The sequence below is a fragment of the Telluria beijingensis genome, from assembly GCF_030770395.1.
GTDB lineage: Bacteria > Pseudomonadota > Gammaproteobacteria > Burkholderiales > Burkholderiaceae_D > Telluria > Telluria beijingensis.
The window spans coordinates 2,865,904-2,891,756 of sequence record NZ_CP132480.1 but is presented as its reverse complement, the minus strand read 5'-3'; the positions used below and the strand labels follow the sequence as shown (position 1 = coordinate 2,891,756).

Annotated in this window: 22 protein-coding genes; 11 read left to right on the top strand and 11 right to left on the bottom strand. The window is 68.4% G+C overall.

Features of this window, described 5'->3' with window-relative positions:
- Positions 1 to 44: 44 nt before the first annotated feature.
- A complete protein-coding gene (locus Q9246_RS12835; RefSeq protein WP_306397931.1) occupies positions 45 to 1,358 on the bottom strand; it encodes a hypothetical protein in 1,314 nt (437 codons plus the stop codon).
- A gap of 127 nt (positions 1,359 to 1,485) precedes the next feature.
- Entirely contained in the window at positions 1,486 to 1,995 is a 510-nt protein-coding gene (locus tag Q9246_RS12830; protein ID WP_306397930.1) for a hypothetical protein, read from the bottom strand.
- Positions 1,996 to 2,354: 359 nt separating this feature from the next.
- On the opposite strand from Q9246_RS12830, the gene Q9246_RS12825 reads away from it, so the two are divergent.
- The 4 genes from Q9246_RS12825 to Q9246_RS12810 are packed head-to-tail and all read left to right on the top strand — an operon-like array spanning position 2,355 to position 6,927.
- A complete protein-coding gene (locus Q9246_RS12825) occupies positions 2,355 to 4,052 on the top strand; it encodes a methyl-accepting chemotaxis protein (RefSeq protein WP_306397929.1) in 1,698 nt (565 codons plus the stop codon).
- A 7-nt stretch (positions 4,053 to 4,059) separates the two neighbouring features.
- On the top strand, positions 4,060 to 4,869 hold the full coding sequence (locus tag Q9246_RS12820; RefSeq protein WP_306397928.1) for a CheR family methyltransferase: 810 nt from the start codon (positions 4,060 to 4,062) through the stop codon (positions 4,867 to 4,869).
- Between the two features lie 7 nt (positions 4,870 to 4,876).
- Positions 4,877 to 5,365, top strand: a complete 489-nt coding sequence (locus Q9246_RS12815; RefSeq protein ID WP_306397927.1) for a chemotaxis protein CheD — start codon at positions 4,877 to 4,879, stop codon at positions 5,363 to 5,365.
- A complete protein-coding gene (locus Q9246_RS12810) occupies positions 5,362 to 6,927 on the top strand; it encodes a chemotaxis protein CheW (RefSeq protein ID WP_306397926.1) in 1,566 nt (521 codons plus the stop codon). The genes Q9246_RS12815 and Q9246_RS12810 overlap by 4 nt, the downstream gene beginning before the upstream one ends.
- On the opposite strand, the gene Q9246_RS12805 is transcribed toward Q9246_RS12810, so the two are convergent.
- Positions 6,919 to 10,221, bottom strand: a complete 3,303-nt coding sequence (locus tag Q9246_RS12805) for a hybrid sensor histidine kinase/response regulator (protein ID WP_306397925.1) — start codon at positions 10,219 to 10,221, stop codon at positions 6,919 to 6,921. The two genes, Q9246_RS12810 and Q9246_RS12805, sit on opposite strands and share 9 nt — an antisense overlap.
- A gap of 122 nt (positions 10,222 to 10,343) precedes the next feature.
- Between Q9246_RS12805 and Q9246_RS12800 the strand changes: the two genes are divergently transcribed.
- The gene (locus Q9246_RS12800) at positions 10,344 to 11,033 is read left to right on the top strand and encodes an SOS response-associated peptidase family protein (protein WP_306397924.1); all 690 of its coding nucleotides are present in this window, start codon (positions 10,344 to 10,346) and stop codon (positions 11,031 to 11,033) included.
- Here Q9246_RS12800 and alr read toward each other — a convergent pair.
- Complete coding sequence (gene alr / locus Q9246_RS12795) at positions 11,030 to 12,160, bottom strand: alanine racemase (protein ID WP_306397923.1); 1,131 nt, start codon at positions 12,158 to 12,160, stop codon at positions 11,030 to 11,032. The two genes, Q9246_RS12800 and alr, sit on opposite strands and share 4 nt — an antisense overlap.
- The gene (locus Q9246_RS12790) at positions 12,157 to 13,449 is read right to left on the bottom strand and encodes a D-amino acid dehydrogenase (RefSeq protein ID WP_306397922.1); all 1,293 of its coding nucleotides are present in this window, start codon (positions 13,447 to 13,449) and stop codon (positions 12,157 to 12,159) included. The genes alr and Q9246_RS12790 overlap by 4 nt, the downstream gene beginning before the upstream one ends.
- 107 nt (positions 13,450 to 13,556) lie before the next feature.
- Between Q9246_RS12790 and Q9246_RS12785 the strand changes: the two genes are divergently transcribed.
- Entirely contained in the window at positions 13,557 to 14,042 is a 486-nt protein-coding gene (locus Q9246_RS12785; protein ID WP_306397921.1) for an Lrp/AsnC ligand binding domain-containing protein, read from the top strand.
- Positions 14,043 to 14,133: 91 nt separating this feature from the next.
- Entirely contained in the window at positions 14,134 to 16,323 is a 2,190-nt protein-coding gene (locus Q9246_RS12780) for a hybrid sensor histidine kinase/response regulator (RefSeq protein ID WP_306397920.1), read from the top strand.
- Here Q9246_RS12780 and Q9246_RS12775 read toward each other — a convergent pair.
- A complete protein-coding gene (locus tag Q9246_RS12775; protein ID WP_306397919.1) occupies positions 16,206 to 16,670 on the bottom strand; it encodes a winged helix-turn-helix domain-containing protein in 465 nt (154 codons plus the stop codon). The two genes, Q9246_RS12780 and Q9246_RS12775, sit on opposite strands and share 118 nt — an antisense overlap.
- A gap of 167 nt (positions 16,671 to 16,837) precedes the next feature.
- Here Q9246_RS12775 and Q9246_RS12770 point away from each other — a divergent pair, with 167 nt between their 5' ends.
- Positions 16,838 to 17,386, top strand: a complete 549-nt coding sequence (locus Q9246_RS12770) for a flavin reductase family protein (protein ID WP_306397918.1) — start codon at positions 16,838 to 16,840, stop codon at positions 17,384 to 17,386.
- A 1-nt stretch (position 17,387) separates the two neighbouring features.
- On the opposite strand, the gene Q9246_RS12765 is transcribed toward Q9246_RS12770, so the two are convergent.
- Together Q9246_RS12765 and Q9246_RS12760 are read right to left on the bottom strand one after the other, a co-directional pair.
- Complete coding sequence (locus Q9246_RS12765) at positions 17,388 to 17,861, bottom strand: hypothetical protein (protein WP_306397917.1); 474 nt, start codon at positions 17,859 to 17,861, stop codon at positions 17,388 to 17,390.
- Positions 17,862 to 17,896: 35 nt separating this feature from the next.
- The gene (locus Q9246_RS12760) at positions 17,897 to 18,730 is read right to left on the bottom strand and encodes a universal stress protein (RefSeq protein WP_306397916.1); all 834 of its coding nucleotides are present in this window, start codon (positions 18,728 to 18,730) and stop codon (positions 17,897 to 17,899) included.
- A gap of 194 nt (positions 18,731 to 18,924) precedes the next feature.
- Between Q9246_RS12760 and Q9246_RS12755 the strand changes: the two genes are divergently transcribed.
- Positions 18,925 to 19,698 (top strand): ThuA domain-containing protein, encoded by a 774-nt coding sequence (locus tag Q9246_RS12755; protein ID WP_306397915.1) that lies wholly within the window; start codon positions 18,925 to 18,927, stop codon positions 19,696 to 19,698.
- 2 nt (positions 19,699 to 19,700) lie between these two features.
- Here Q9246_RS12755 and Q9246_RS12750 read toward each other — a convergent pair whose 3' ends face one another.
- Positions 19,701 to 20,096 carry an MAPEG family protein gene (locus Q9246_RS12750; RefSeq protein WP_306397914.1) on the bottom strand — a complete coding sequence of 132 codons (396 nt, stop codon included), beginning with the start codon at positions 20,094 to 20,096 and terminating at the stop codon, positions 19,701 to 19,703.
- Positions 20,097 to 20,256: 160 nt separating this feature from the next.
- Complete coding sequence (locus Q9246_RS12745; RefSeq protein ID WP_306397913.1) at positions 20,257 to 21,474, bottom strand: metal-dependent hydrolase; 1,218 nt, start codon at positions 21,472 to 21,474, stop codon at positions 20,257 to 20,259.
- Positions 21,475 to 21,641: 167 nt separating this feature from the next.
- Between Q9246_RS12745 and Q9246_RS12740 the strand changes: the two genes are divergently transcribed.
- On the top strand, positions 21,642 to 23,210 hold the full coding sequence (locus Q9246_RS12740) for a methyl-accepting chemotaxis protein (RefSeq protein ID WP_306397912.1): 1,569 nt from the start codon (positions 21,642 to 21,644) through the stop codon (positions 23,208 to 23,210).
- Positions 23,211 to 23,228: 18 nt separating this feature from the next.
- Here the strand turns inward: Q9246_RS12740 and Q9246_RS12735 are convergent, their stop codons facing one another.
- Positions 23,229 to 24,182 carry an IS1595 family transposase gene (locus tag Q9246_RS12735; protein WP_422802369.1) on the bottom strand — a complete coding sequence of 318 codons (954 nt, stop codon included), beginning with the start codon at positions 24,180 to 24,182 and terminating at the stop codon, positions 23,229 to 23,231.
- Between the two features lie 211 nt (positions 24,183 to 24,393).
- Here Q9246_RS12735 and hemN point away from each other — a divergent pair, with 211 nt between their 5' ends.
- On the top strand, positions 24,394 to 25,842 hold the full coding sequence (gene hemN, locus Q9246_RS12730) for an oxygen-independent coproporphyrinogen III oxidase (RefSeq protein ID WP_306398162.1): 1,449 nt from the start codon (positions 24,394 to 24,396) through the stop codon (positions 25,840 to 25,842).
- Positions 25,843 to 25,853: the final 11 nt, after the last annotated feature.

Genomic DNA, 25,853 nt, shown 5'->3' with positions numbered 1-25,853 from the left:
AAGCGGCGCCCCTGGAGGCGCCGCACTTGGCTGGTGACGAAGGCTTACGGATTGATCTTCACGCCGAAGTCGAGGGTGTTCGACTGGCCCGGAGTCAGGTTGAAGCCGGTGGCGGAGACGTTGCTGACCACGCCCGCGGCGACCGGCGCCAGGATCGAGCCGAGCAGGGTGTTGGCGGCGGCGCCGGCGTGGTAGGTCGTATTGGCCGGCACGGTGTCGTTGATGACCACGGCGTTGATGGTGGTCAGGCCCTTGTTGGTGGCCACGATCTTGTAGCGGATGCAGGCGCCCGGCTTGGCGGTGATCGGATCCTTGGTGTACTGGCCTTCGACGGTGCCGTTGCAGTCGTCGTCCAGGCCCTGGGTCTTGACCAGTTCGAGCAGCGAGTCGCCCGCCACCACGGTCACGGCGTCGCGGATGGTGTCCACGATCGCGGGATTGGTGGTCGACTGGGCGCGGAACCAGATGTCGGTGGTGCCCGGGGTGGTGCCGGCGGCCGGGGTGACCTCGGCGGTGACCTTGACGTTGGCGCCGGCGGCGACATTGACGTTGGTGACTACCTGGCCGTTGGCGTCCTTGAACACGACGGTCCAGCCGTCCGGCAGCGGGGCGCCGTTGAAGCCGACATTGGTGCTGGCCGACAGCGCGAAGGTCTCGGTGCTGCCGCCGCCGTTGGTCAGGTACAGGACGAACGAGGTCATGGTGCCGGCGGTGGTGAGCTTGGTCTCTTGCGCCGCCTGTTCCGGACCCAGGCCATGGCCTGGCGCGGTCGGGCCGTAGCTGCCGGCGGTCAGGTCGATCGCGGCGCCGGCGCCGACGGTGGCGATGTCGGTGCTGGTGGCGTTGACGCTGCCGTTGAAGGTGCTGGTGGCTTTCACGGTCAGGGTGTTGGTGCTGCCGGTAGTGCCGGCAGCCACGGTGGCGACGGCCACGAAGCGGTAGGTGGCGCCAGCGGCCAGTTGCGGGGTAACCGTGATCGGAGTGGCGTTGTCGGCCGCGCCGTCGCCGTTCTCGTCCAGGAAGAATTCGACGCCGCTCAGCGTCATGGCGCCGGTGTTGGTCTGGCTCAGCGTGAAGGTGTCGGGGCCATTACCGGTATTGGTCACGCTGTGGGCGAACACGACCTTGGTGCCGACGGCGCCGCTCTTGGCGCTGCCATTGTTGATGGTCAGGCTGGCCACCTGCTGCACGGTGGTGGTCACGATGTTCGACTGGACGGTCTTGGTGCCGGTCGAATCGTTATAGGTGGCGCTGGCCTGGTTGGTGATCAGGGTGCCGGCGGCGGTCGGGGTGGCCGCGCTGGCATGGGCGGCTGCCAGCACGGAGGCGGCGGCGACGAGCGTGAGACGGGTTTTCATGGCGTTATTCCTTCTTGTGAGACGGGAAATGAATCGGGTTTGAACTGCAAATGAACCGGGTTGAAAAAATTGGTATTGCTAAAATTACAACTAACGAGACGGAGCTTGGGCGTCGGGTGTGAAATCCTTATTTGCCTGCCAACTTGGGCGCGGCGCCGACCGAGACCACTTTCATGCGCGAGCTGACGGTGACGGCCTGGCCGGGCGCAAGGTCGCCCAGGTTCCAGCGCAGGAAGCGGTACTCGGAAGCCGGTACCCGCTCGACCACGCGCAGGCCCTTGCGCACGACTTCACGGGTGAGGGGCAGGGGGGCGAAGGTCTTGCCGTCGAGGCTGGCCTGGACCGCCTTTGGCGCCGCGCTGCCGGCCAGGTAGTGCATCGAACCCTCGGGCACCGGCAGGGTCGCCGCCACGGCCTGGGCGGCCGTCTTGCCCTGGTTCTTGTAAGTGATCTGGTATTCGATGGTGTCGCCGACTTCGGCTTCGAGGGCAGGCGCCAGCTTCTCGCCACCCTGGCCGGTGGTGACCTGGAACGCCTGCAGGCGCACATCGACGGCCTGGGTATCGGCCGCGAATACTTTGGAGCCAACGAGAACGATGGTCCAGAACAGCAGGATATTCAGGATACGCATGGTCATGGAATTCCTTTCGATAGAGCGGTGGGAGGGTGGCGTCATCATGATTTCGGTTTTACTGGTTTGTCGATGGAGTGGATTGTATCGATTCTGCTGAGTTTCTCAACAAAAATATTTCGTATTTGCCGTTTTAGTTGTTGTCCGGGAACATCGTGACCGGAGATATTGGGATTTTCCCTAGGAGGATCGACAACTGAGCGGGATGGCAAAGCGACATTGTTGTTTTGGGACAACGAAGTGCCGAATATTTGATCGTGCTGACTTTGCTGAATTTACTGTTTATGCGATTTGGCGCATTATTGCTTCCATGCAGCTTGTCGCGCCGCCGCCAGGCGTCGCCAAACCCACTGACTATTGGAACTATGGAAACGATCTACCTGGAATCGCCCGACGCGCTGCAAGATCTGCGCGCCATTTACTCGGCCCTCGACGGCGCCCAAGCCATCATCGAGTTCGACCTGAACGGCAACATCCTGCGCGCCAACGACAACTTCCTGGCCGCGACCGGCTACAGCGACGACGAATTGACGGGCCGGCATCATTCGATGTTCTGCGAGCGCGACCTGATCGATTCGCCGGCATATGTCCGCTTCTGGCAAGACCTGGCTGCCGGCAAGGCCGACCGCGCGGAGTACAAGCGCATCGCCAAGGGTGGACGCGAGTTCTGGATCAACGCTTCGTACAACCCGGTGCGCGATGCGAGCGGCCGGGTGTGCAAGATCATCAAGTTCGCCACCGACATCACGGCCGAGAAGATGCGCGCCGCTGAGACCAGCGGTCTGGTGGCCGCCATCGGCAAGGCCCAGGCCGTGGTCGAGTTCGACATGAACGGCATGCTGCTCGACGCCAACGCCAACTTCCTCGACCTGCTCGACTACGCGCTGGAAGACGTGCGCGGCGAGCACCACCGCGTGTTCTGCGACGACGAATACGCGGCCAGCGCGGCCTATCGCCGCTTCTGGGGCAAGCTCAATCGCGGCGAATTCGACGCCGGCCGCTACAAGCGCTTCGGCAACAACGGCAAGGCCGTGTGGATCCAGGCCACGTACAACCCGATCTTCGACGCCGACGGCAAGCCGGTGAAGGTGGTCAAGTTTGCGACCGACATCACCGAGCAGGTGATGCTGGAGCAGGCCGCCGTCGAACGCGCCGAGTCCGAGCGCCAGAAAGTTGACACCCTGCTCGAGCAGGTGGCGCGCGCCTCGCGCGGCGACCTGACCGGCTCGATCGATACCAGCGGCGACGAGCCGCTCGACCAGCTGGCGCGCGGCGTGATGAAGATGATCGGCGACCTGCGCGCAGTGATCGGCGACGCCGTCGCCGCCGCGGGCAAGCTGAACGACTCGTCGCGCGCGATCGCCGACCGTTCCAACACGGTGGCCGCCAGCGCCCAGGCGCTGGGCGCCACGGTGGAACAGATGAACGCCTCGGTCGACGGCCTGACCGCCTCGATCAACACCATCGCGCGCAGCACCCAGGAAGCCAATGCCCTGGCGCAGAGCACCCGCGACGAGGCCGAGATCGGCGCCAGGGCGATCGCCCGCTCGATCGAGGCGATGGCCATGATCAACCAGTCGTCGGAAGACATCGGCGAAATCGTGAAAGTGATCGGCGAGATCGCCGGCCAGACCAATATGCTGGCCTTCAATGCCGCGATCGAGGCCGCCCGCGCCGGCGAACACGGCCTGGGCTTCTCGGTGGTGGCCGACGAGGTGCGCAAGCTGGCGGAACGGTCGTCGCAGGCGACCAAGGAAATCTCGAAGCTGATCAACGAATCGGTGCGCCGCGTGGCCCAGGGCAGCGAGATCTCGCGCCAGGCCAGCGAAGCATTCGACCGCATCACGCTGGGCGTCGGCAAGACTTCGCTGGCGATCGCCGAGATCTCGGGCAGCGCCAGCGAGCAGTCGCTGACGGCCAAGGAGGTGAGCGCCGCGATCCTCTACATCGCCCAGGAGACCGAGCGTTCGGCCGGTTCCTGCGACAGCATCGCGCGTTCGACCGAGGGCCTGAACGAGCACGCCGGGCACCTGAACAGCACTGTCGCCCGCTTCGTGGTCTGAGCCCGATATGGAACTGAACGACGACAAGCTGCAGGCCGTGATCGCCCTGGTGCGCAAGCACACCGGCATCGCCATGGGCCAGCACAAGCGGGTATTGCTGCAGGGACGCCTGCAGCCGCGCCTGCGCGCGCTGGGACTCGACAACTACGGCGCCTATATCGCGCGCCTGGAACACGATCGTTCCGAGGTCGAGTCGTTCATCAATTCGGTGACCACCAACGATACCGCGTTCTTCCGCACCCCGGCCGTGTGGCGCTGGCTGGAGCGCGAGTTCCTGCCCGAGTGGGCCGCGCGCGCTGAATCGGCGCCGCTGCGCATCTGGTCGGCGGCCGCCGCCACCGGCGAGGAAGCGTATTCGGTGGCCATGAGCTGCCTCGAAGCGCGCCGCAACTTCCCCGGCCTGCGCTTCGAGATCCTGGCCACCGACATCTCGACCGACGCCCTCGCCACGGCGCGCGCCGCCATGTACCGCGGGCGCAGCGTGGAGCGCTTCGAGCGCGACCATCCGGAGCTGTTCCGCAAGTACCTGCGGCCAGTGGGCGAGGAGTACCGGGTCGCCAGCGAGGTGACCCAGTACGTCGAGTTCGGCGAACACAATCTGCTGCAACGCCCGCCGCGGGTGGCCGGTTTCGACCTGGTCCTGCTGCGCAATGTGCTGATCTATTTCGACACCGAAGCCCAGCAGAAGGTGCTGGCCGGGGCCCGCGCCGCCATGCGCCGCGAGTCGCGCCTGGTCCTGGGCGAACAGGAATCCATTACCCGCCTGGACACGGACTTCGTGTTCGAGCAGGCCCACGTCTACCGTATCGGGGATTGAGAACACGATGAATAAGCACCGCCTGAATACCATGTCCCACGTGCTGACCGGCCAGATGCAGGTCGGCCAGGGCGAGCAGGTCCTGACCGCGCTGCTGGGCTCCTGCGTCGGGATCGGCATGATCTGGCGCAATCAGCGCCGCTGCGGCCTGGCGCACTGCTTCCTGCCCGAAGGCGTCGAGACCGGCGAAGACTCGGCGCGCTACGTCAGCGCGGCCATTCCGCGCCTGCTGGCGCGGCTGGGCGTACGGCGCGAGCAGTACGACGAGGTCGACGTGGTAATCGCCGGCGGCGCGCGCATGCTCAACCTGCGCACCCACGATGGCGCGGTCGGCACCCGCAATATCGCGGCGGCGCGTTCGCAGATCTCGCTGCGCGGGCTGCAGGTGGCGTTCCAGGACGTGGGCGGCTCGCAGGGCCGGCGCCTGTCGATCGACTGCGACCGCCAGACCTTTAGCGTGGTGCGCATCGGGCGCGAACAGGCGGTGGCGGCATGAATGCCTTGAGCGACGTGGGCGCGGCCGTGGCCGCGATCGAGGCGCAGCAGGCGGTTGCCGCGCGCGTGCTGCGCGACGCCGCCGGCATGCAGGTGGTCGGCACGTTCTTTTTGAGCGGCCAGGAGTTCGCGCTGCCGGCCGACCACGTGCGCGAGGTGGTGGGCATGCCCGAGCGGATCACCCCGATCCCGCTGTCGCCAGGCTGCCTGGAAGGCATCTTCACCCTGCGCGGCGCCGCGATCCCGCTGCTGAACCTGGGCCGCATCTTCGACCCGGCGGCGCCGGCCGCGAGCGCCGAGCAGCGGGTGGCGATCGTCGACGTCGACGACATCCAGGTCGGCCTGGTGTTCGACGCCACCGGCGAAGTGCTGCGCGTGCGGCCCGAGCAGCGCGCCGGCCTGCGCTGGCGCGATGGCGAGGAACCGGGCGTGGTGCTGGGCGCGATCACGCTCGACGACGGCGCACGCATCGTGCAGATGCTGGACGCGGCGCGCCTGGTGCGCATCGATAACGTGCCGCAGGTGCGGGCCCACGCCAGCGTGGCGCGCGAAGCCTGGCGCATGCGCTTCCTGCGCCAGGCGCAGGGCCGCAAGTGCATCTCGTTCACGGTCGGCGGCCTGCGCTTCGCGCTGGCGATGGAGGCGATCCAGGAGATCATGCGCGTGCCCGAGCTGCAGCCTTCGGTGATGCTGGGCCGCCTGTGCCAGGGCTGGCTCAACCTGCGCGGTGCGCCGGTCGGTGTGGTCGACTTCGGCGCGCTGCTGCAGTGCGCGCCCGGCATGGGCGATCCGGACGACCGCCGCGTGCTGGTAGTGCGGGTCGGCGCCGAGCACCTGGGCCTGCTGGTCGACGCGGTCGACGACATCCGGCCCTATTTCGACAGCGACATCCTGCCGATCCCGATGCTGGGCACGGCGCGCGGGGCCATGTACCGCGGCTGCCTGCCGAACGCGGAGCAGGGCGACAGCCTGTTTTTGGCGCACGAGGCGCTGTTTTCCGACGCCGAGGTCAGCGAGATCTGCGCCGGCCACCGCCGCCTGTACGCCGACCAGGCCAATGCCGCGCGCGCGGCCGGGAAGAAGGCGGGCGCGCGCCGCGTCTACCTGGCCTTCTCGCTGGGCGAGGGCGGCTGGGCGGCCGACATTGGCCAGGTGCGCGAGATCGTGGGCTTCGACGGCCCCATCACCCGTCCGCCCGGCATGCCGGCCTGCGTGCGCGGCATGATGCAGGTGCGCCAGCAGATGGTGTGCGTGGTCGACCTGCGCACCCTGTACGGCATGGCGCCGCTGGAAGACCGTTCCGGCTGCCGCGTGCTGGTGCTGGAGCACGAAGGCGAGCGTTTCGGGCTGGTGGTCGACCGGGTCGACACCATCCTGTCGCTGCCCGACAGCCAGCGCCGTCCGTCGCCGCAGCTGCTGCGCGTGAACGGGCCGGACGATATGCGGCGCGACGCCGTCGAAGTGCTCGAAGTGCCGGGCGAGGATGGGCGCGAGGATGTGCTGACCCTGCTCGATAAAGAGCGCTTCCTGGCCACGCTCAGGCAGCAGCTGAGCCTACGTTAATCTCTCCAGCAGCGCCTGCAACTGCTGCGCATCGTAGGGCTTCGGCAGCAGCGCGTCGGCCACCTCCGACGCGTGGCTGGCGCCGCTCATGAAGGCGATCCGAGCACGCGGCAAGCTGGCCCTGATCGTGCGCGCCATCTCCTCTCCCCCTATCCCCGGCAATTGCAGGTCGGTCAGGACGATGTCGGGCTGCCGCCCGAGCAGCGCCAGCGCCGCCTCGGCGCTGGCCGCCTCCACCACCTCGTACCCCATGAAGCGCATCAGTTCCGCCGTGTTGTCGCGGATATCCTCGTCGTCCTCGACCAGCAGCACGCGCGCCTTCGTGGCCGCCGCCGCGGCGGCGCCGGCGGCCGCTTGCGGGGCCGCGTTCTTGTGCTGCTGGTTGGCCAGCACGTGGCGGATCTTGCGCGCCAGGGCGTCGCGCGTATAGGGCTTGCCGAGCAGTTCCACGCCCGGATCGAGGCGGCCGCCGTGCACGATCGCGTTCTCGGTATAGCCCGAGGTGAACAGCACGGCGACCTGCGGCAGGCGCTCGCGCGCCTTCTTCGCCAGTTCCGGGCTGCGCAGGGGGCCCGGCATGACGACGTCGGTGAACAGCAGGTCGATGTGGATGCCGCTGTCGATCACGGTCAGGGCCGAGGCGGCGTCGTTGGCGCGCAGCACCCGGTAGCCGAGGTCGTTCAGCATGTCGACCACCGTCAGGCGCACCTGTTCGTCGTCCTCGACCACCAGCACGGTCTCGTGGCCGCCGGTGACCGGCTGGGCCGCCTGCTCGCCCGCGTGGTCTTCTTGCTGCAGGGAGCGCGGCAGGTAGATCTTGACCGTCGTGCCTTCGCCCACCTCGCTGTAGATCTTGACGTGGCCGCCCGACTGCTTGACCAGGCCGTATACCATCGACAGCCCGAGCCCCGTGCCCTTGCCCTCGGGCTTGGTCGAGAAGAACGGTTCGAAGGCCTGGTCGATCACGTTCTGCGGCATGCCGCTGCCGGTGTCGCTGACGGCCAGCAGCACGTACTGGCCGGGTGCGACCTCGGGATGGGCGGCGCAGTAGCCGGCGTCCAGCGCGGCGTTGGCGACCTCGATGGTCAGCCTGCCGGCGCCGTCCATGGCGTCGCGCGCATTGATCGCCAGGTTCAGGATCGCGTTCTCGAGCTGGGCCGGGTCGACCTCGGTGGTCCACAGGCCGCCCGAGATCACCATCTCGACGTCGATCTCCTCGCCCAGCGCGCGCCGCATCATGTCTTCCATGCTGCCCAGCAGGCGGCCGATCTTGACCGCCTTCGGCTCCAGTGGCTGGCGGCGCGCGAACGACAGTAGCGAGCTGGCCAGCTTGGCGCCGCGCTCGACGCCGCTCATCGCGTTCTCGACCCGCTTCCTGATCTCGGGCAGGCCCTCGGCGCGGCGCGCGATCAGTTGCAGGTTGCCGCCGATGACCTGCAGCAGNGCGCCGCGCTCGACGCCGCTCATCGCGTTCTCGACCCGCTTCCTGATCTCGGGCAGGCCCTCGGCGCGGCGCGCGATCAGTTGCAGGTTGCCGCCGATGACCTGCAGCAGGTTGTTGAAGTCGTGCGCCACGCCGCCGGTGAGCTTGCCGATGGTTTCCATCTTCTGCGCCTGCTGCAGCGCCGCCTCGGTGCGCCGCATGGCCTCCATCTGCGCCAGGTCGGCGCTGATGTCGCGGCCCACGGCGTGGATGTACTGCTGGTCGGGCGAGGCGGTCCAGGACAGGTTGCACCAGCTGCCGTTCTTGCGCCGGTAGCGGTTCTCGAAGCGGAATACCTGGCCGCCATGGCGCAGCAGGTCGATCTGGCGGATGGTCGGTTCGCGGTCGTCCGGATGCACCAGCTCCAGTAGCGGCGTGGCCAGCACCTCGGCCTCGGTCCAGCCGAGGATGGCGGTGAAGGCGGGATTCACGGCGAACAGGATGCCCTGCAGGTCGGCCACCAGCATGATGTCCTTCGACAGCCGCCACATGCGGTCGCGCTCGGCCGTGCGGCGCTCGACCCGCTCCTCGAGGGTAGCGTTGCTGGCCGCCAGCGCCTCGCTGGCGCGTTTCTGTTCCTCGATGTCGATGCTGCTGCCGATCCACAGGCCGTCGTCGCCGGACTCGCCCGGCGTGCGCCGCGCGCGCACCAGGTGCCAGCGGTAGTCGCCGTCGTGGCGGCGGATCCGGATCTCGACGTCGAGCGGGGCGCTGGTAGCCACGCTGGCGGCCCAGGCCGCGCGGTAGCGGGCCCGGTCGTCGGGATGCACCAGCTGGTCCGAACCGCGGCCCAGCAGGGCCGTGCGCTCGGCACCGGCGTATTCGTGCACCCGGTCGTTGATCCATTCGACGCTGCCGTAGTCGCGCGCGGCCCACACGTGGTTGGGCATGGCCTGGGCGAAGGTGCGAAAGCGCGCCTCGCTCGCGCGCAGCGCGCGTTCGGCCGTCACCCGCTCGGTGACGTCGTTGCCTTCCACGAAAGTGGCGAATACGGCGCCGCTGGCGTCGCGCAGCGGCTGCAGCATGAAGTCGATGAAGAAATGCACCGGTCGTTCATGACCGGGATTCCTGAGCGTGAGCTCGACGCCCTCGGCGCGGAAGGTGCTGCCGTCGGCGAAGCAGCGGTCCAGAACGTCGACGATGCCGCGTTCGGCCAGTTCGGGCACCGCCTGCGCAGCCGGCAAGCCAAGCAGGGGGCGGTTGCCGGTTAGGGTGCGGTAGGCGTCGTTGGCCAGGGCATAACGGTGTTCGGGGCCCTCGAGCAGGCAGATGAAGCCGGGCGCCTGTTCGAACATGCTGTTCAGGCGCTCGCGCTCGGCGCGTACGTGGCGTTCGGCCTTGACCTTGCTCGAGGTCTCGACCACCACCGACATCACGCCGGCAATGCGGCCCTCCTGGTCGCGGATCGGCGAATAGTCGAGGTTCATCCAGACCTGCTCGGGCTGGCCGCTGCGGTGCAGCGTCAGTTCCTGGTCCTGGTAGCTGAGGGTGCCGCCGGCCAGGCCCACCTTCATCACGTTGTCGTTGAAGTCGGCCACCTCGGGCCAGCCTTCGCGCACCTTCGAGCCGAGCAGCACCGGGTGGCGTCCGCCGGCGAACACCCGGTAGGCGTCGTTGTAGATCATGTAGCCGTCCTCGCCCCATAGCGTGACGATGGGCGCCGGCGTGGCCATGATCAGGGCGACCGTGGTCTTGAGCACGGTCGGCCAGCCCTCGATGGGGCCAAGCTCGGTGTCGTTCCAGGGAAAAGCGAGGATCAGGCGCGCGGTTTCGTCGGTGGCAGGCAGGAAGGGCAGGCTGGAGGGCGGCATCGGCATCGAATGCTAAAAGGTGAACCGGTTCATTTTACACTTGAGGTAAGATGACGCGACGCCCGCTCGCCGGCACTGGTATCCGCTGTTATCATTCTGCAACAATTCCCCAGGCAGTTCACATGTGCGTTAATTATCGTCCGCCGACACCCGAGCAGTTCAACGGCCGCATCGGCGCCTTCAGCATCCTGCCGCGCGACTGGCACTGGCCGGAGGAAACCTGGAAGGATTATGCGGCGCCGATCCTGCGCGCCGCCCCCGGCTTGCCCCGCGAGGCGGCCGTGGCCAGCTACGGCATGGTGCCGCGGCGCCACATCCCGCCCGGCGTCAAACCCTTCGACACCATGAATGCGCGCGCCGAATCGCTGGTCGAGCGGCGCTCGTTCGCGTCCGCCTGGCGCCGCCTGCAGCTGTGCGCGGTGCCGATGCAGTGGTTTTATGAGCCGTGCTACGAGAGCGGGCGCGCCGAGCGCACCGCGATCGGGATGGCCGACGACGACCTGTCCTGGGCGGCGGGACTGTGGCGCGAGTGGCAGGAGGAAGATGGCACGATGACGACCGCCTTCACCCAGATCACCATCAATGCCGACGACCATCCGCTGATGCGCCGCATGCACAAGCCGGGCGACGAAAAACGCTCGCTGGTGCTGCTGGCGCAGGAGGAGGTGGGGGACTGGCTGGCCTGCCGCGATCTGGAGGTGGCGCGCAGCTTCCTGCGCCACTTCCCGGCCGGGCGCATGAAGGCGTGGCCGGCGCCGCTCGCGCCGCGGCGCGCGGGCCCGCCGCCTTCGCCGAACGGCGAGTTGTTCTAGGTCGCGTCGGCGGCGGCGCCGAGGTAGCGCCGATGAAAGCGCGATCCAAGACGGGTCAGCACCTCGTAGCCGATGGTGCCGGCCTGGCCGGCGACGTCGTCCACCGTCTGCTGCGCGCACAGCAAATCGACCGTGTTGCCCGGCGCGACGCGCTGTTCCGGGATGCCGCTGACGTCGAGCGTGATGCTGTCCATCGACACGGTGCCGGCGAATGGCGCCGCCACCCCATCCACGAAGGCCTGCGAACGGCCGCTGAGCGCGCGCAGCCAACCGTCGGCGTAGCCGATGGCGATGGTCGCGATGCGGCGTTCGCCCGGCGCCATGTAGCGCGCGCCGTAGCCGACGATGTCGCCTGCGGCCACGGTGCGCAGCTGCACCACGCGCGCCGCCAGCGACACCGCCTGGGCCAGCGGATTGGCATGGCCGGGCTGGGGATGGATGCCGTACAGCGCGCAGCCGGGACGCAGCAGGTCGAAGTGGTAGGCGCTTCCCAGGAACACGCCCGAGGAATTGGCCAGGCTGGCCGGCACGCCGGGGAATAGCGCGCGCACCCCGTCGAAGCGCTGGCGCTGCTGTTCGTTGAAGGGGTGGGATGCATCGTCGGCGCAGGCCAGGTGGCTCATCACCAGCCGCAGCTCGATGCCGTCCAGCCAGGCCGGGTCCTGGCGCAGGCGCGCGAGGTCAAGCGGGGCCAGGCCCATGCGCGACATGCCGGTGTCGACCTGGAGCACGGCCGGCAGCGGGCGTCCGAGTTCGCGCGCCAACGCGCGCCATTCGGCCACCTGGCCGGGATCGTTCAGCACCGGCACCAGGTCGTACTCGATGCAGTCGCGCGCCGTGCCCGGCATGGCGCCGTGCATCACGTAGACCGTGCGGTCCGCGGGCACCAGGGAGCGCAGGCGAATGCCTTCTTCAAGGTGGGCCACGAAGAAGTTGCGGCAGCCTTCGCGCACCAGCGCGGCCGCGACCTGCGCCATGCCGAGGCCATAGGCGTCGGCCTTGAGCACCGCGGCGCAGGTGGCCGCGCGGCCGCGTTCGGCCAGCAGCCGGTAATTGGCGCGCACCGCGTCCAGGTCGACCGTGAGAATGGCCCCGGCCCTGGCCGCGGCCGCGTCGATCACGCTCATGCCTGCGCCAGCCTGCCGCCCGCCACCGCGCCGCTATTGCCCGCGTAGCGGAACACGGCCAGGTCGTCGGCCCGGATCGACGGCGCCTTGCCGCCCACCAGGTCGGCGATCACGCTGGCCGAACCGGCCGCCATGGTCCAGCCCAGCGTGCCATGGCCGGTGTTCAGGAACAGGTTGCGCAGCGGCGTGGCGCCGACGACGGGCGTGCTGTCCGGCGTCATCGGACGCAGGCCGGTCCAGAAGCTGGCCTGGGCGGTGTCCCCGGCGCCGGGGAACAGGTCGTTGACGACCAGTTCCAGCGTCTCGCGGCGGCGCGGATTCAGGTCCAGGCTGTAGCCGGCCAGTTCGGCCATGCCGCCGACGCGGATGCGGTCGTCGAAGCGGGTCACGGCGATCTTGTAGGTTTCGTCGAGGATGGTCGACACCGGGGCGCGTGCGGCATCGGTGATCGGCACCGTCAGCGAATAGCCCTTCATCGGATACACCGGCAGCGGGAACCAGCGCTGCAGCAGCAGGCGGGAGTAGCTGCCCAGGGCCAGCACGAAACGATCGGCAGCGAATGCGCCTTTGTCGGTTTCAACGGAGACGATCTCGCCGTTCGCTTCATTGAGGTAACGGATCGCGGTATCGAACTCGAAACGCACGCCCAGGTCGCGCGCCATGGCGGTCAGGCGGGTGGTGAACAACTGGCAGTCGCCGGTCTCGTCGTTCGGCAGGCGCAGGCCGCCGACCAGTTTATCCGCCACATTGGCCAGCGCCGGTTCGGCCGTGGCCAGTTGGGCGCCCTCGAGCAGTTCATAGGCCACGCCGGCCTCGCGCAGCACCTCGATGTCCTTGGCCGCGCCGTCGAACTGCTGGCGGGTACGGAACAGCTGCACCGTGCCCTGCTGGCGGCCTTCGTAGGCGATGCCGGTGTCGCGCCGCAGCGCACGCATGCAATCGCGGCTGTATTCGGCCAGGCGCACCATGCGTTCCTTGTTGACGGCGTAGCGCGCCGGGTCGCAGTTGCGATACATCTCCCACATCCACTGGAGCTGGAACAGCGAGCCGTCCGGGCGGATCGCCAGCGGCGCATGGCGCTGGAACAGCCACTTGGCGGCCTTCAGCGGAATGCCGGGCGCGGCCCAGGGCGAGGCATAGCCGGGCGAGATCTGGCCGGCGTTGGCGAAACTGGTCTCCTGGGCCGGGCCGCCTTGGCGGTCGATGACCGTCACTTCGTGGCCGGCCCGAGCCAGGTAATACGCGGTGGTGACACCAACCACGCCGCTGCCCAATACGATAACGCGCATACAGTCCTCGAACGCTGAATCCAGAAAAGGTTGCCATCGTATCGCGGGTGGAGGGATAATTGTTTCTGTTAATACGGCAGTTTTCAGAAAATATTTTGGAGTTGTCCATGCGCGTACAAAAGGCCTCGAACCGCATCCTGGACCGGATCGACCTGCACATCCTGGAGATCCTGCAGCAGGACGCGCGGATCGTGATGAAGGACCTGGCCGAGCAGGTCGGGCTGTCGCTCACGCCCTGCATCGAGCGGGTCAAGCGCATGGAGCGCGACGGCGTGATCCAGGGCTACTACGCGCGCATCAATCCGCAGGCGCTGGGGATGCAGATCCTGGTGTTCGTCGAGATCAACCTGCACCAGAAGTCCGATAAAGCCTTCGAGCGCTTCCGGCGCGCGATGCTGGCCATCCCCGAGGTGATGGAATGCCACCTGGTGTCGGGCGATTTCGACTACCTGATCAAGGCGCGCATCCCCGAGATGTCCGAATACCGGCGCCTGCTGGGGGAGATCCTGCACGTGGCCGATGCGGGGCAGTCGAAGAGCTATGTGGTGATGGAAGAGCTGAAGGAAACGCTGGCGCTGTCGATTCCGCGTTGATGGCGCGCCAGGGGCCGGCTCTTGAACCGGTAAAAACCGCAGCGGCAAGGACGACGCACCCTATAATGTCTGTTTCCTTTCTGGAACTTCCATGCGCGCCGCTGCCGGACCGGTCCTCTCCCTGCGACACCTCCTGATCCTGCTCACCGCGATCGGCCTGCTGCCGCTCGCATTGCTGGGCGTCTGGACCATCCACGGCGCCGGCCTGTACCTGGAGCAGGAACAGGAAAGGATGATGATCGGCCATGCGCGCGCGCTGTCGAGCGCCGTCGACGCCGAACTCGACGCCACGGTGGCGGCGCTGAGCGGTATCGCCAAGAGTCCGCAACTGGCCGGCGGCGACCTGCGCGGTTTCCACGAGACGGCCAGCCGCCTGGCGCGGCCCGACTGGCTGGGCGTGGTGCTGAGCGACGCCGATGGCCGCCCCCTGTTTCGCACCATGGCCCCGTACGGTGCAGCAGCGGCGCGCATCGCCGATCCAGGCAGCCTGCGCCAGGCGATGGAGCAGCGCCGGCCGATGGCCGGCCATGTGTCGCGCGGCCAGGGCGGGCGCGCCGCGGTGCCGGTGCGGGTGCCGGTGACGGGGCCCGATGGCCAGCCCTGGGTGCTGACCGCCGTGGTCCAGCCGGACCGCTTCCTGGACGTGATCGCACGCCAGAAGATCCCTGCCGACTCGGTGATCGCCGTGATGGATGGCGGCGGCGCGCTGGTGGCGCGCTCGCGCGACCAGGAGCGCACCGTGGTCCATGCGCCGAGCGACTCGCTGCAGGCCCTGATGCGCAGCGGCGGCCCGGAAGGCGTGGGCCCCACCACCACGCTCGAAGGAGACGGGGTGATCAGCGCCTACACCACCTCGCCGCGCTACGGCTGGCGGGTGGCGGTCGGCGCGCCCAGCGCCGGCTTCGGGGTGGGCTTCCTCGAACGTTTCGCGGTCTACCTGCTGGGCGCCTGGGTGGTGCTGAGCGGCTGTATCGCGCTGGCCTCGTGGCTGTCCGGACGCATCGTGCGCCGCATCGAGGGCGTGCAGGCCGGCGCCACCGCCCTCGGCAGCGCGCGCGCGGTGCGGGTAGCGCCGTCGCGGATCCGGGAGATTCGCGCCATGGGCCAGGCCCTGGAGGCGGCGGCCGAGCGCCGCGCGGCCCAGGAACAGGAGCGTTCGCGGCTACTGGCCTCGCTCGAGGTAGCGCTGGCCCAGGCGCGCCAGGCCGGCCAGGCCAAGGACGCCTTCCTCGCCATGCTGGGTCACGAGCTGCGCAATCCGCTCAGCCCGATCCTGACCGCGCTCGACCTGATGGATTTGCGCGACGAACCGGGCAGCCAGCGCGAGCGCGCCATCATGCGGCGCCAGGTGACCCACCTGCGGCGCCTGGTCGACGATCTGCTGGACGTCTCGCGCATCGCGTCGGGCAAGCTGGCGATCGATGCGCGCCCGCTGGACCTGGCCGAGACCGTGCGCCACGCGGTGGCGGCGCTGCCCGCCGAGCACATTACGCTGGAGGCGCCGGACGAGGTCTGGGTCGTTGGCGACGAGACCCGCCTGGCCCAGGTGCTGGGCAACCTGCTGTCGAACGCGGTGCGCTTCGGCAGCAGCGACACGCGGGTGACGCTGGCGGCAGCCGACGGCCAGGCGCGCCTGTTCGTGAGCGACAACGGCGCCGGGATGGATCCCGAGTTGCTGGCGCGTGTGTTCGAGCCGTTCTACCAGGCGCCGCAGCCGCTGGCGCGGCGCACCGGCGGCCTGGGGCTGGGCCTGGCGATCGTGCGCGAGATCGTCGAGCTGCACGGCGGCCGGGTGGCCGCCTTCAGCGCCGGCCCCGGCGCCGGCAGCCGCTTCGAGGTGGTCTTGCCACTGGGCGCGCGCCAGGCGCCCGGCGCGCCGGACGGGGCGGCGCAGGAAGGGCAGGGCCGGCGGGTGCTGCTGGTCGACGACAACGAGGACGCGGCAGCGGCCGGGGCACTGCTGCTGCGCCACCTGGGCCACGCGGTGCGCGTCGCCCACAGCGCGGCCGAGGCGCGCGCGCTGGCGCTGGCCGAGTCGCCCGAGGTGGCGATCCTGGACATCGGCCTGCCCGACATGGACGGCCATGCGCTGGCCGCGGCCCTGCGCGCCGACCTGGGCGCGGCCGGCAGCCGGGATGTGTTGCGCCTGGTGGCCCTGACCGGCTATGGCCAGCAGGCCGACGTCGCACGCGCGCTGGCGGCCGGCTTCGACGTGCACCTGACCAAGCCGGCCACGATCGAGGCGCTGCGGGGCGCGGTGGCGGCGGCGCCCGGTTCCTGATCCGGCGCATCTGCCGGCGCTGGCCTGGCGCCGACCACGGCGGTGAAGGCATAGCCGCGGCCGGACACGTTCACGATCGCGCTGCCGGCGTCGCCGAGCAGCTTGCGCAGGGCTGCGATCTGCACCCGCAGGTTGGCGTCGATGACCACCGTGCGGGGCCATGCCGCGGCCATCAGCGCGCGGTTGCTCAATACTTCGCCAGGATGGGATACCAGCAGCACCAGCAGGTCGAAGGCGCGCGCCCCGACCGGCAGGGGGAGACCGGCACGCAGCAGCAGGCGTTGCGCGGGGCGCAGTTCGAAGTCGAGGAAGGCGATCCTGGTGAGTGCGGGTGGTCCGGATTCCATGGTGGGCCTCGGGTCAAGGTGGGTGCCGTTTGCGGGACGTAGGCCATTGTCCTGCGCGGCGCGGGGCCGGCGCTAGAATTTTCCTGCTATTGTCGGCAGCCTCCGCGGGCGCCGCACTATACTCGCGCTTTCAACCACACTGCGTGGGCAAGATGAAGGAGGGCTGAATGCGTGTTCCCCGCAAGCACACATTGCCGCTGCACGAGGTGCGGCGTTACCTGGAACCGGGCCCGGTGGTGCTCGTCACCTCGCAGCATGACGGCGAGCGCGACGTGATGGTGATGGGCTGGCACACGGTGATGGAATTCAGTCCCTCGCTCGTCGGTTGCGTGATTTCTTCCGCCAACCACAGCCACGGCCTGGTGCGCGCCAGCGGCGAGTGCGTGATCAACCTGCCGACGTCGCGCCAGCTGGAGGCGGTGCTGGGCATTGGGTCGACCACCGGCGCCGAGATCGACAAGTTCGCCGCCTTCGGCCTGACGCCGGACGCGAGCGAGCAGGTCGCGGCGCCATCGATCCGCGAATGCCACGCCCAGTTCGAATGCCGGCTGCACGACGACAGCCTGGTGGAACACTACGACTTTTTCATCTTCGAAGTAGTGGCGGCGCGCGTCGCGCTGCGGCCGCGCCATCCCGAGACCTTGCATTACAAGGGCGATGGCACCTTCATGGTGTCGGGCAAGGTGATCCGGCGCCGGCGCGAGGGACTGAAGTAAGTCAGTGCTGGCGCGAGCGCGACCCCGCATGCGCGCCGCCGCGCAGCAGGATGCGCGGGACGTGGCCGCCGGGCCGGCCGGCCGGCGTGCGCGGTGTCGTGGCCAGCACCAGGTCGGTGCTGAGCCGGTGCAGCGACAGCAGGTCGAGCAGCGCCGCCACCAGCTGGCGGCCGAGCGTGACATCGCCGTCTTCCACCAGCGGCAGGGCGCGGTGCAGGGCGGCCAGGATGGTGGCGTTCTCGGCGCGGTGTTCGTGCAGGCGTTCGTAGTCGAGCGACTCCATGACGGTTTCCTCGTGCCGGAACCCGACCTCGACCGCGGTGACGACGGAGGGGAAGGTGCGCACGAAGCAGTCGTCGGGCGTGCAGCCGGCGTCGGCCGTGTGGGCCAGGCGCGCACACAGGTGGCGGCGCGCCTGGCGGATCGCGGCGCCGACGGCGCCGGCGCTACCGTTTGGATAATGGCGGAAGGTCATGGCGGGCAGTGGTGGGGGGGATGATGGGCGATTGATCAGTGGGCAATCAGGAGCGGAGCCGGCGCATGGTCGAGCACGTCGCGCGTGACGCCGCCGAGTATCCATTCGCGGTAGCGGCTGTGGCCGAACGCGCCGGTGACCATCAGTCCGGCATGGCAGTCGCGCGCCATGTCCATCAGGGCCTCGCCCTCGGTGGCGCGGGTGTGGGCCACCGCCACCTCGACCTTGATGCCATGGCGCGCCAGGTACAGAGCCATGTCGGCGCCCGGCTCGTCGCCGTGCAGGCCGGATTGCAGGTCGGGGTTGACCAGGGCCAGGTGCACGGCGCCGGCCTGGGCCAGCAGGGGCAGGGCGGCGGCGATCGCGCGCTGGGCCGGCATGCTGCCGTCCCAGCCGACCAGCGCGTCGCCGGGGATGGGCTTGCCGTGGTAGGCGTCGGGCACGACCAGCACCGGACGCGCGCCGTGCAGGGCCAGGTATTGCGGCAGGCCCCGCTCGGCGCGGGCGCGGTCGTGGTGGTTGTCCTGGCTGACCACGACCAGGTCGGCATAGCGCGATTGCAGCAGCAGGCCGTCGCGGTCGGCGTCCTCGACCATGCGCCCCTCGGCGCCGTGCATGCCGAGCCGTTCGGCCGCGGCCACGAAATCGTCGAGCTGGGCCGTGACGGCATCGCGCAATTCCTGGAAATCGCGGTTGGACACCGGCATCGCCATCGACCCGTTGAGCACGGCATAGGACGAGAACGAGACCCCGGTGGCCGCGCTGCCGACCAGGTGGGCGTCGTGGGCGCCCGCCAGCAGGGCGGCGGCGCGCAGGCGGCTCTGTTGACAGGGGCCGCCGTCGACATGGACGAGGATGGTCTTGAACATCTGCTGACTCCGTTCGGTGGCGAGACGGGCACGTGGCGCACGACGTTTCACTATACGCCGCGCAAGGGCAGGTGTCAGGCGCACGCTTGATCGCGATCAAACACGCGCGAAATATCGCGGGAAGCTGTCTTGTTGACAAGCAAGGGACGACGGTTTAGCGTGGATGGCTACGCAACTTTTCCTGGACCGTCACGATGATCCGTTCGCTTGCCATCCTGCTCTGCGCCTGCCTGCTGGGCGGCGCCGCGTCCGCGCCCGCCCGGGCCGCGCAATTCAATGTGCTGCTGTTCACCAAGGCCAGCGGCTGGCACCACGACGGGGTGCACGCCGGCGTGACGGCGGTGCAGGAGCTGGGCAAGCTGCACGATTTCGAGGTGTTCTGGACCGCCGACGCCGGGCGCGTGATGAACGACGCCGAACTGGCCAAGTACCAGGCGGTGATCTTCCTCCTGACCACCGGCGACGTGCTGGACGAGGCACAGCAGGCGGCCTTCGAGCGCTACATCCGGCGCGGCGGCGGCTACGTCGGCGTGCACAGCGCGGCCGATACCGAGCACCGCTGGCCGTGGTACAACCGGCTGGTGGGGCATATGTTCCACGTGCACCCCGCGATCCAGACCGCCATCGTGAAGGTCGAGCAGGGCAACTTCCCCGGCATGGAACGCTTTGCGCCGCGCAACCTGTTCACCGACGAATGGTACGAGTTCGGACCGGCCCAGTCGAAGGACCTGGTCTACCTGCTGAGCGTGGACGAATCCACGTACAAGCCGCAGACGAACTGGCCCGACCGTGTGGGCAAGGGCATGGGAACATTCCACCCGATCAGCTGGTACCAGCACTACGACGGCGGACGTTCCTTCTACACCGGCATGGGCCATATGGGGGCCACCTACCGCGACCAGGTCTTCCTGCACCACCTGTATGGCGGCATCTACTGGGCCGCGACCGGGCGCGGCATCGGCAAGTAGATCTAGGCCGCCAGCAGCGCCCACAGGATCATCACCAGGCCGGCCATCGACACCAGCCACACCAGGGTGCGCAGCACCGGGATGCCGGCCGCGTACAGCGGCAGGTAGACGACGCGCGCTGCCAGGTACAGCCAGCAGCCCCACAGGGTCAAGGACCCCTGCACGCCCGCCACGTGGGCGATCAGCACCGCCGCGGCGAACAGCGGCAGGGTCTCGAACAGGTTGGCCTGGGCCCGCTGCAGGCGCGCTGTCACCGGGCGCGGCGGCGGGGCGGCGCCGTCGCGCGCGCTCATATTGTATTGGGCGCCTGTTTCCTGGGTGCGCAGGGTGGAGGGCAGCAGGATCTGGACCAGGGCCAGCACCAGGGTCCAGGCCAGCAGCGTCAGTTCGGTGGTCATCGGGCTTCCTTTCTTGTGGCAGACGGGTCCGGTCGATCATACGTCACAAGGTGTGAATCGCTGCTCTGCTTTTAGGCATATTGCGATCGACCACGCCGCTTGCCGAATGCGGATGCGAGCCGGATGCGGGCCGGATGCAAACCGCGTGACGCCACGAATGCTAGCGCGCGTCCAGCAAATCCTGGCGCGGTCGCTCCCACTGCGGCACCGGCGCCGGGCACGGCTGGCCAGCCATCTCGGCATACGGCAAGGTCGAAAAATTATCGACGCCGGGCGCGCTGAAGCGGATATCGGTTGCCTTGCCATCGACCAGCGACGGCACGCGCGCGAAGCGCAGCCAGCCGTCGAAGCGGCAGTTGTCCTGCCGTAGCCCGCGCAGGCCGGCCAGGCTGCCGTCTTCGCGGTACTTCCACGCCAGCGTGCGCGCCTGGCCACCCGGCTCGCCGCCAAACCGCGCTGGACAGGCGGCGACGTCGCTCACGCCGGGCGCCAGGCTCAAGACACCGAGCCGCACCGCATAGCTGCCGGCGCCGCCATTGTCGGTGATGGTGGCGAACGACCAGCACAGGGGATTCGACGGGAAGGCCGACAGCGGCAGGTCGAGGATGCGGCTGCCCGGCTCGACCTGGGCCAGTGCGGCGCGGATCTGCTCGCGCGCCAGGTGGCCGGCCACGCCCTGCACGGCGACGAAGCCCAGGCAGGCCACGATCGCAGTCACGATGCCGGCCATCCCGCCACGGCGCGCCATCAGCGCCACCACGACCGCGATCAGCATGAGCCCGGCCAGCGAGCCCCATTGCAGGAAGCCCATCCAGGTAAACAGGACCGGCGCGGCCAGGACCAGCGCCGCGAAGAGCAGGCGCAGCACCCGGTGCGGCACCCGCAGCGCGAGCGCGACGCCGAGCGCGGTCCAGAACACGGGCTCGATGATGAATACCATGTCGCCGTACAGCCAGCGCGAATCGAGCGGGTGAAACGGATGCACGCCATACACGTTCAGGAAGTCGAGCGACAGGTGCATCACCATGCCGATGGCGGCGGTGGCCAGCACCGCCCTGCGCGCCGCGCGGTCGTCCTGCATCAGGCGGCGCGCGCCTGGCCACAGCAGCCAGAGCAGGCCCAGCAGCAGGGCAATCTGGGGCAGGGCGTACAGCAGGGTATGCGTGTGGCCGCGGTGGTGCAGCAGGTAGCCGAGCGGCGGCGCCAGCAGGGGCGTGAGCACCAGGTCCAGGTCGGGGAAGTTGCTGGCCAGGGCGCCGGTGGCCAACAGCACTCGGCGGCGCGTGCGACCTTTTACAGGGTCGGGGTGGGCAGGCAGGGCGCGGTCGGCGAGTTCGCCCAGCGCCAGGCCTACCAGGGTGTGGGTCAGATTGTCCATCCCACAAGTTTACCTTGAAAGCAAGAAATTGAACCAAATCAAGTTTTTCTTCGTTGCTTAGCATAAGGGACCGCGAAGTTTTTGATGTAGGTCATACTTTTCGCATTTCCCCATGGATAGAATGCAAGAAACGATACTTTTGCCAAGGGGCAACAAAGGAGAGCGTAGTGCGTAACAACCAGCCAGTGACCGGGATCGAATACCTGATGCAAGAAGGGCAGTCCATCGTATCGAAGACCGATACCAAGGGCCGCATCACTTATGTGAACCCGAGCTTCGTCGATGTCAGCGGCTTCAGCGAAGAAGAATTGCTCGGCAAGGCCCACAATCTGGTGCGCCATCCCGACATGCCGCCCGAAGCCTTCGCCGACCTGTGGGCGACCCTGCAGGCGGGCGAGCCATGGACCGGCATGGTCAAGAACCGCCGCAAGAACGGCGACTTCTACTGGGTGGTCGCCAACGTGGTGCCGATCCAGGAACGCGGCCGGGTGACCGGCTATATGTCGGTGCGCACCGCGCCCACCCGCGAACAGGTCGAACATGCCACCCGACTCTATGGCGTGATCCGTGCGGGCGAAGGGCATGGGCTGGCGATCGTGCGCGGCCAGGTGGTGCGCACCGGCTGGCGCCGGCGACTCGATATCCTGGGCAGGCTGCGCGAATTGCCGCTGCACCAGCGGCTGGGCTGGATGATGGGCGGCCAGGCCCTGCTGCTGGCCGTGCTCGGCGTGGCCGTCGACGGCACTGCCTGGCGCGTGCTGGCCGGCGCCGGGGTTCTGGCCGTGCTGGCCGTCTGGTATGAACTCAACCGCAGCATCGCGCGCCCGCTGCGCGATGCCACCGCGACGGTCTACGCGCTGGCCGGCGGCGACCTGGCGCGCCCGGTGCCGGCGCCCGGCGGCGGCGAGATCGGCCGCCTGCAACTGGCGCTGCGCCAGCTGAACATCAACCTGACCGCGATCATGGGCGACGTGCGCGACAACGTCAGCTCGATCGAACTGGCCACCCGCGCAATCGCCGCCGGCAACGCCGACCTGGCCAGCCGCACCGAAGCCCAGGCGGCCAGCCTGGAACAGACCGCGAGCAGCCTCGGCAACATCGCGCGCGCCGCCGGCCGCAACACCGACAGCGCGGTGCAGGCCGACGGCATGGTGCGCGCCGCCAGCACGGTGGCGGGCGAGGGCGGCGAGGCGGTCGGCCAGGTCGGGCAGACCATGGACAAGATCAGCGGCTCGGCCCACCGTATCGGCGACATCATCGGCCTGATCGACGGCATCGCTTTCCAGACCAACCTGCTGGCGCTGAACGCGGCGGTGGAGGCGGCCAGGGCCGGCGAGCAGGGCCGCGGCTTCGCGGTCGTGGCCGGCGAGGTGCGCAGCCTGGCCCAGCGCACGGCGGGCGCCGCCAAGGAGATCAAGGGCCTGATCGACGTCTCCAGCGGCCATGTGGACGAAGGCACGGAACTGGTCGGCCAGGCCGGCCAGACCATGCGCGAAGTGGTCGGCAAGGTGGCCGAGGCAGCCGCCATCATGGGCGCGATCACCGCCGCCAGCCGCGAACAGGCCCAGGACATCATGGGGGTCAACGCATCCATGAGCGAACTCGATGCGATCACGCGGCAGAACGCGGCCCAGGTCGAGGAATCGGCGCTGTCATCCAGCAGCGTGGCGGACGAGGCGGCGCGCCTGGCGCTAGCCTTGTCGGTATTTAAATTTAATAGGCGCTGTTCGCGCTAGTTCTGCAATCGCAAAGGCTCAGTCTGCTTTGACGGTGACGACCAGCAATTGCGCTGGCGTCAGCAGCTGCCCGGCGTCGAGTACCCGTCGCCAGCCCGAATAATGGATCAAATAGCGGCTGGCAACGCCGTAGAAGCGCACCAGCCAGCGCTTGAAGCGGCTATGCCAGCCATTCACGTGATTCAGGTGGATGGCGCCGCGCGCCCGCTCGCCGGCGCGCAGGTTGATCGCTTGATGGGCAATATTGTTTCGCCTGGCGAAGACGGGATAGGCGGCAGCCCCGTCGCTGATCAAGAGGCAGTCCGGCGCCAGCACCGGTCCCAGGCATTCCCCGAGCTGCGCGCTGCTGACAGGACCGCGGCCGCAATGAAAATCCAGTGCCGCGCCGCCGCGCGCGCAGGCGACCAGCAGGCAATCGTGGTCGCGGCCGATGCCGCGGTGGCTGGCGACGCCGCCGCGCCGCCGAGCTGGACGGGTCAGCGTGCGCGATCCCTTCTGCGATTCCATCAAGTACGTTTCGTCCGCCTCGACCATGCCAGCCAGGGTCGCCGGCCGTTCGCGCGTGAAGCCGGACACCATGCGGTGGCGCCAGCGAAAGCTGGTGGTGCGGTGAACCTGGACCGCCTCGGCGCTGGCGCGCACGGTGCGCGACTCGAGCAGGCAGCGTAAATAGGGGAGCCAGCATGCCTTCTTGCGCAGCCGCGCCAGCTTCGTGCCAGTCAGCGCGTTGTAGCTGCGGCTGCAGGCGAGGCAGCGCCAGCGTTGCAGGTCGCTGGCCCGACCGCAACGGTGGGAATGCGCGCCGCCGCAGCGAGGGCAACATTTGCCGGCAGCCGCCTGTTCGATCAGCGCGATGCAGGCGTCCGCATCGTCGGCGCTGCCTAGCCACGTGCGCAATTGCTCACGCTCTTCATCGTGTAGAGGCAGGCCGCGCAAGGCGGCAAACACTGTCTCAAAGTCCAAACTGTCCACGGCCGCCCCCTTCGGAAGACTCGACAGTAATTGAGACAAGGCCGGTCAGGAAAGGTTCGCCGAACTAACGCGAACAGCGCCTATGAAGTAGGGACGGACTCAGCCATATTTGATGCAGGTCAAGGTTTTGTTCGAAGCAGATCAATAAACTGACAGCTAATCGAGCCATTTTGCATTTCCGCACAGTGGCCGCAGCTGGAGTTTCATGATCATGCACGTCGAAGCGCAAGCGGCGCCGTCCGCGCCACCACCCGCCCAGTCTCCCATCGCCTTCCACCCGGTCGTCGAATTCGACGGCGACCTGCTGGCCCGGCTGGGCAAGTCCGGCCCCCGCTACACCTCCTATCCGACCGCCGACCGCTTCAGCGCCGACTTCGGCTACCGCGACTACCTGCACGCGGTGGCCGGCGTGCGCACCCGCGCCAAGCGCCCGCTGTCGCTGTACCTGCATATCCCTTTCTGCGAGAGCGTGTGCTACTACTGCGCCTGCAACAAGATCGTCACCAAACGGCGCGACAAGGCGGCTACTTACCTGGCTTACCTGAAGCGCGAGGTCGAGATGCAGGGCCTGCTGTTCGCCGGCATGAACGAGGTCGAGCAACTGCATTTCGGCGGCGGCACCCCCACTTACCTGACGGACGCGCAGATGGGCGAGCTGATGGCGCACCTGCGACGCTGCTTCACATTCGCCCCCGACGAGCGGGGCGAGTATTCGATCGAGGTCGATCCGCGCACCGTGTCGGTCGAGCGGGTACACAGCCTGCGACGCCAGGGTTTCAATCGCATCAGCCTGGGCGTACAGGATTTCGACCGCGAGGTGCAGAAGGCGGTCAACCGGGTCCAGCCCCAGGCCGAGACAGTGGCCATCATCGGCGCCGCGCGCGCCGCCGGCTTCCGTTCGGTGAGCATCGATTTGATCTACGGCCTGCCGAAGCAGACCCTGGCCAGCATGGCGCGCACCCTCGACCAGGTGGTCAAGGCCGGCCCCGACCGCATCTCGGTCTATCACTACGCCCACATGCCGCACCTGTTCAAGCCGCAGCGCCGCATCCTGCAGGCGGACATGCCGGACAGCGACACAAAGCTCGCGATGCTCCAGCTGTGCATCGAGCGCCTCGGCGCGGCCGGCTACGTGTACATCGGCATGGACCATTTTGCGCGGCCCGACGACGACCTGGCCGTGGCCCAGCGCCAGGGCCGGCTGCATCGCAACTTCCAGGGCTATTCGACCCATGCCGACGCCGACCTGGTGGCCTGCGGGGTGTCGAGCATCGGCGCCGTGGGCGCCACCTACAGCCAGAACGTCAAGACGCTCGACGAATACTACGAGCTGATCGACCGCAACGAGCTGCCGGTGCAGCGCGGCATCCGCCTGTCGATGGACGACGCGCTGCGGCGCGCGATCATCCAGCAGCTGATGTGCCAGTTCGAGCTGTCGATCCCTGCCATCGAGCAAGCCTTCCCGATCGTCTTCGCGCACCACTTCGCGGGCGAACTGGCAGCGCTGCGCGCGCTGCAGGACGATGGCCTGGTGCAGGTCGATCCCGAATGGATCATCGTCACCATGAAGGGGCGCCTGCTGATCCGCAATGTGTGCATGGTCTTCGACCGCTATCTCGCCCGCCCGGGCGAGGGGCCCCGCCACTCGCAGACCGTGTAGGGACGACGCAC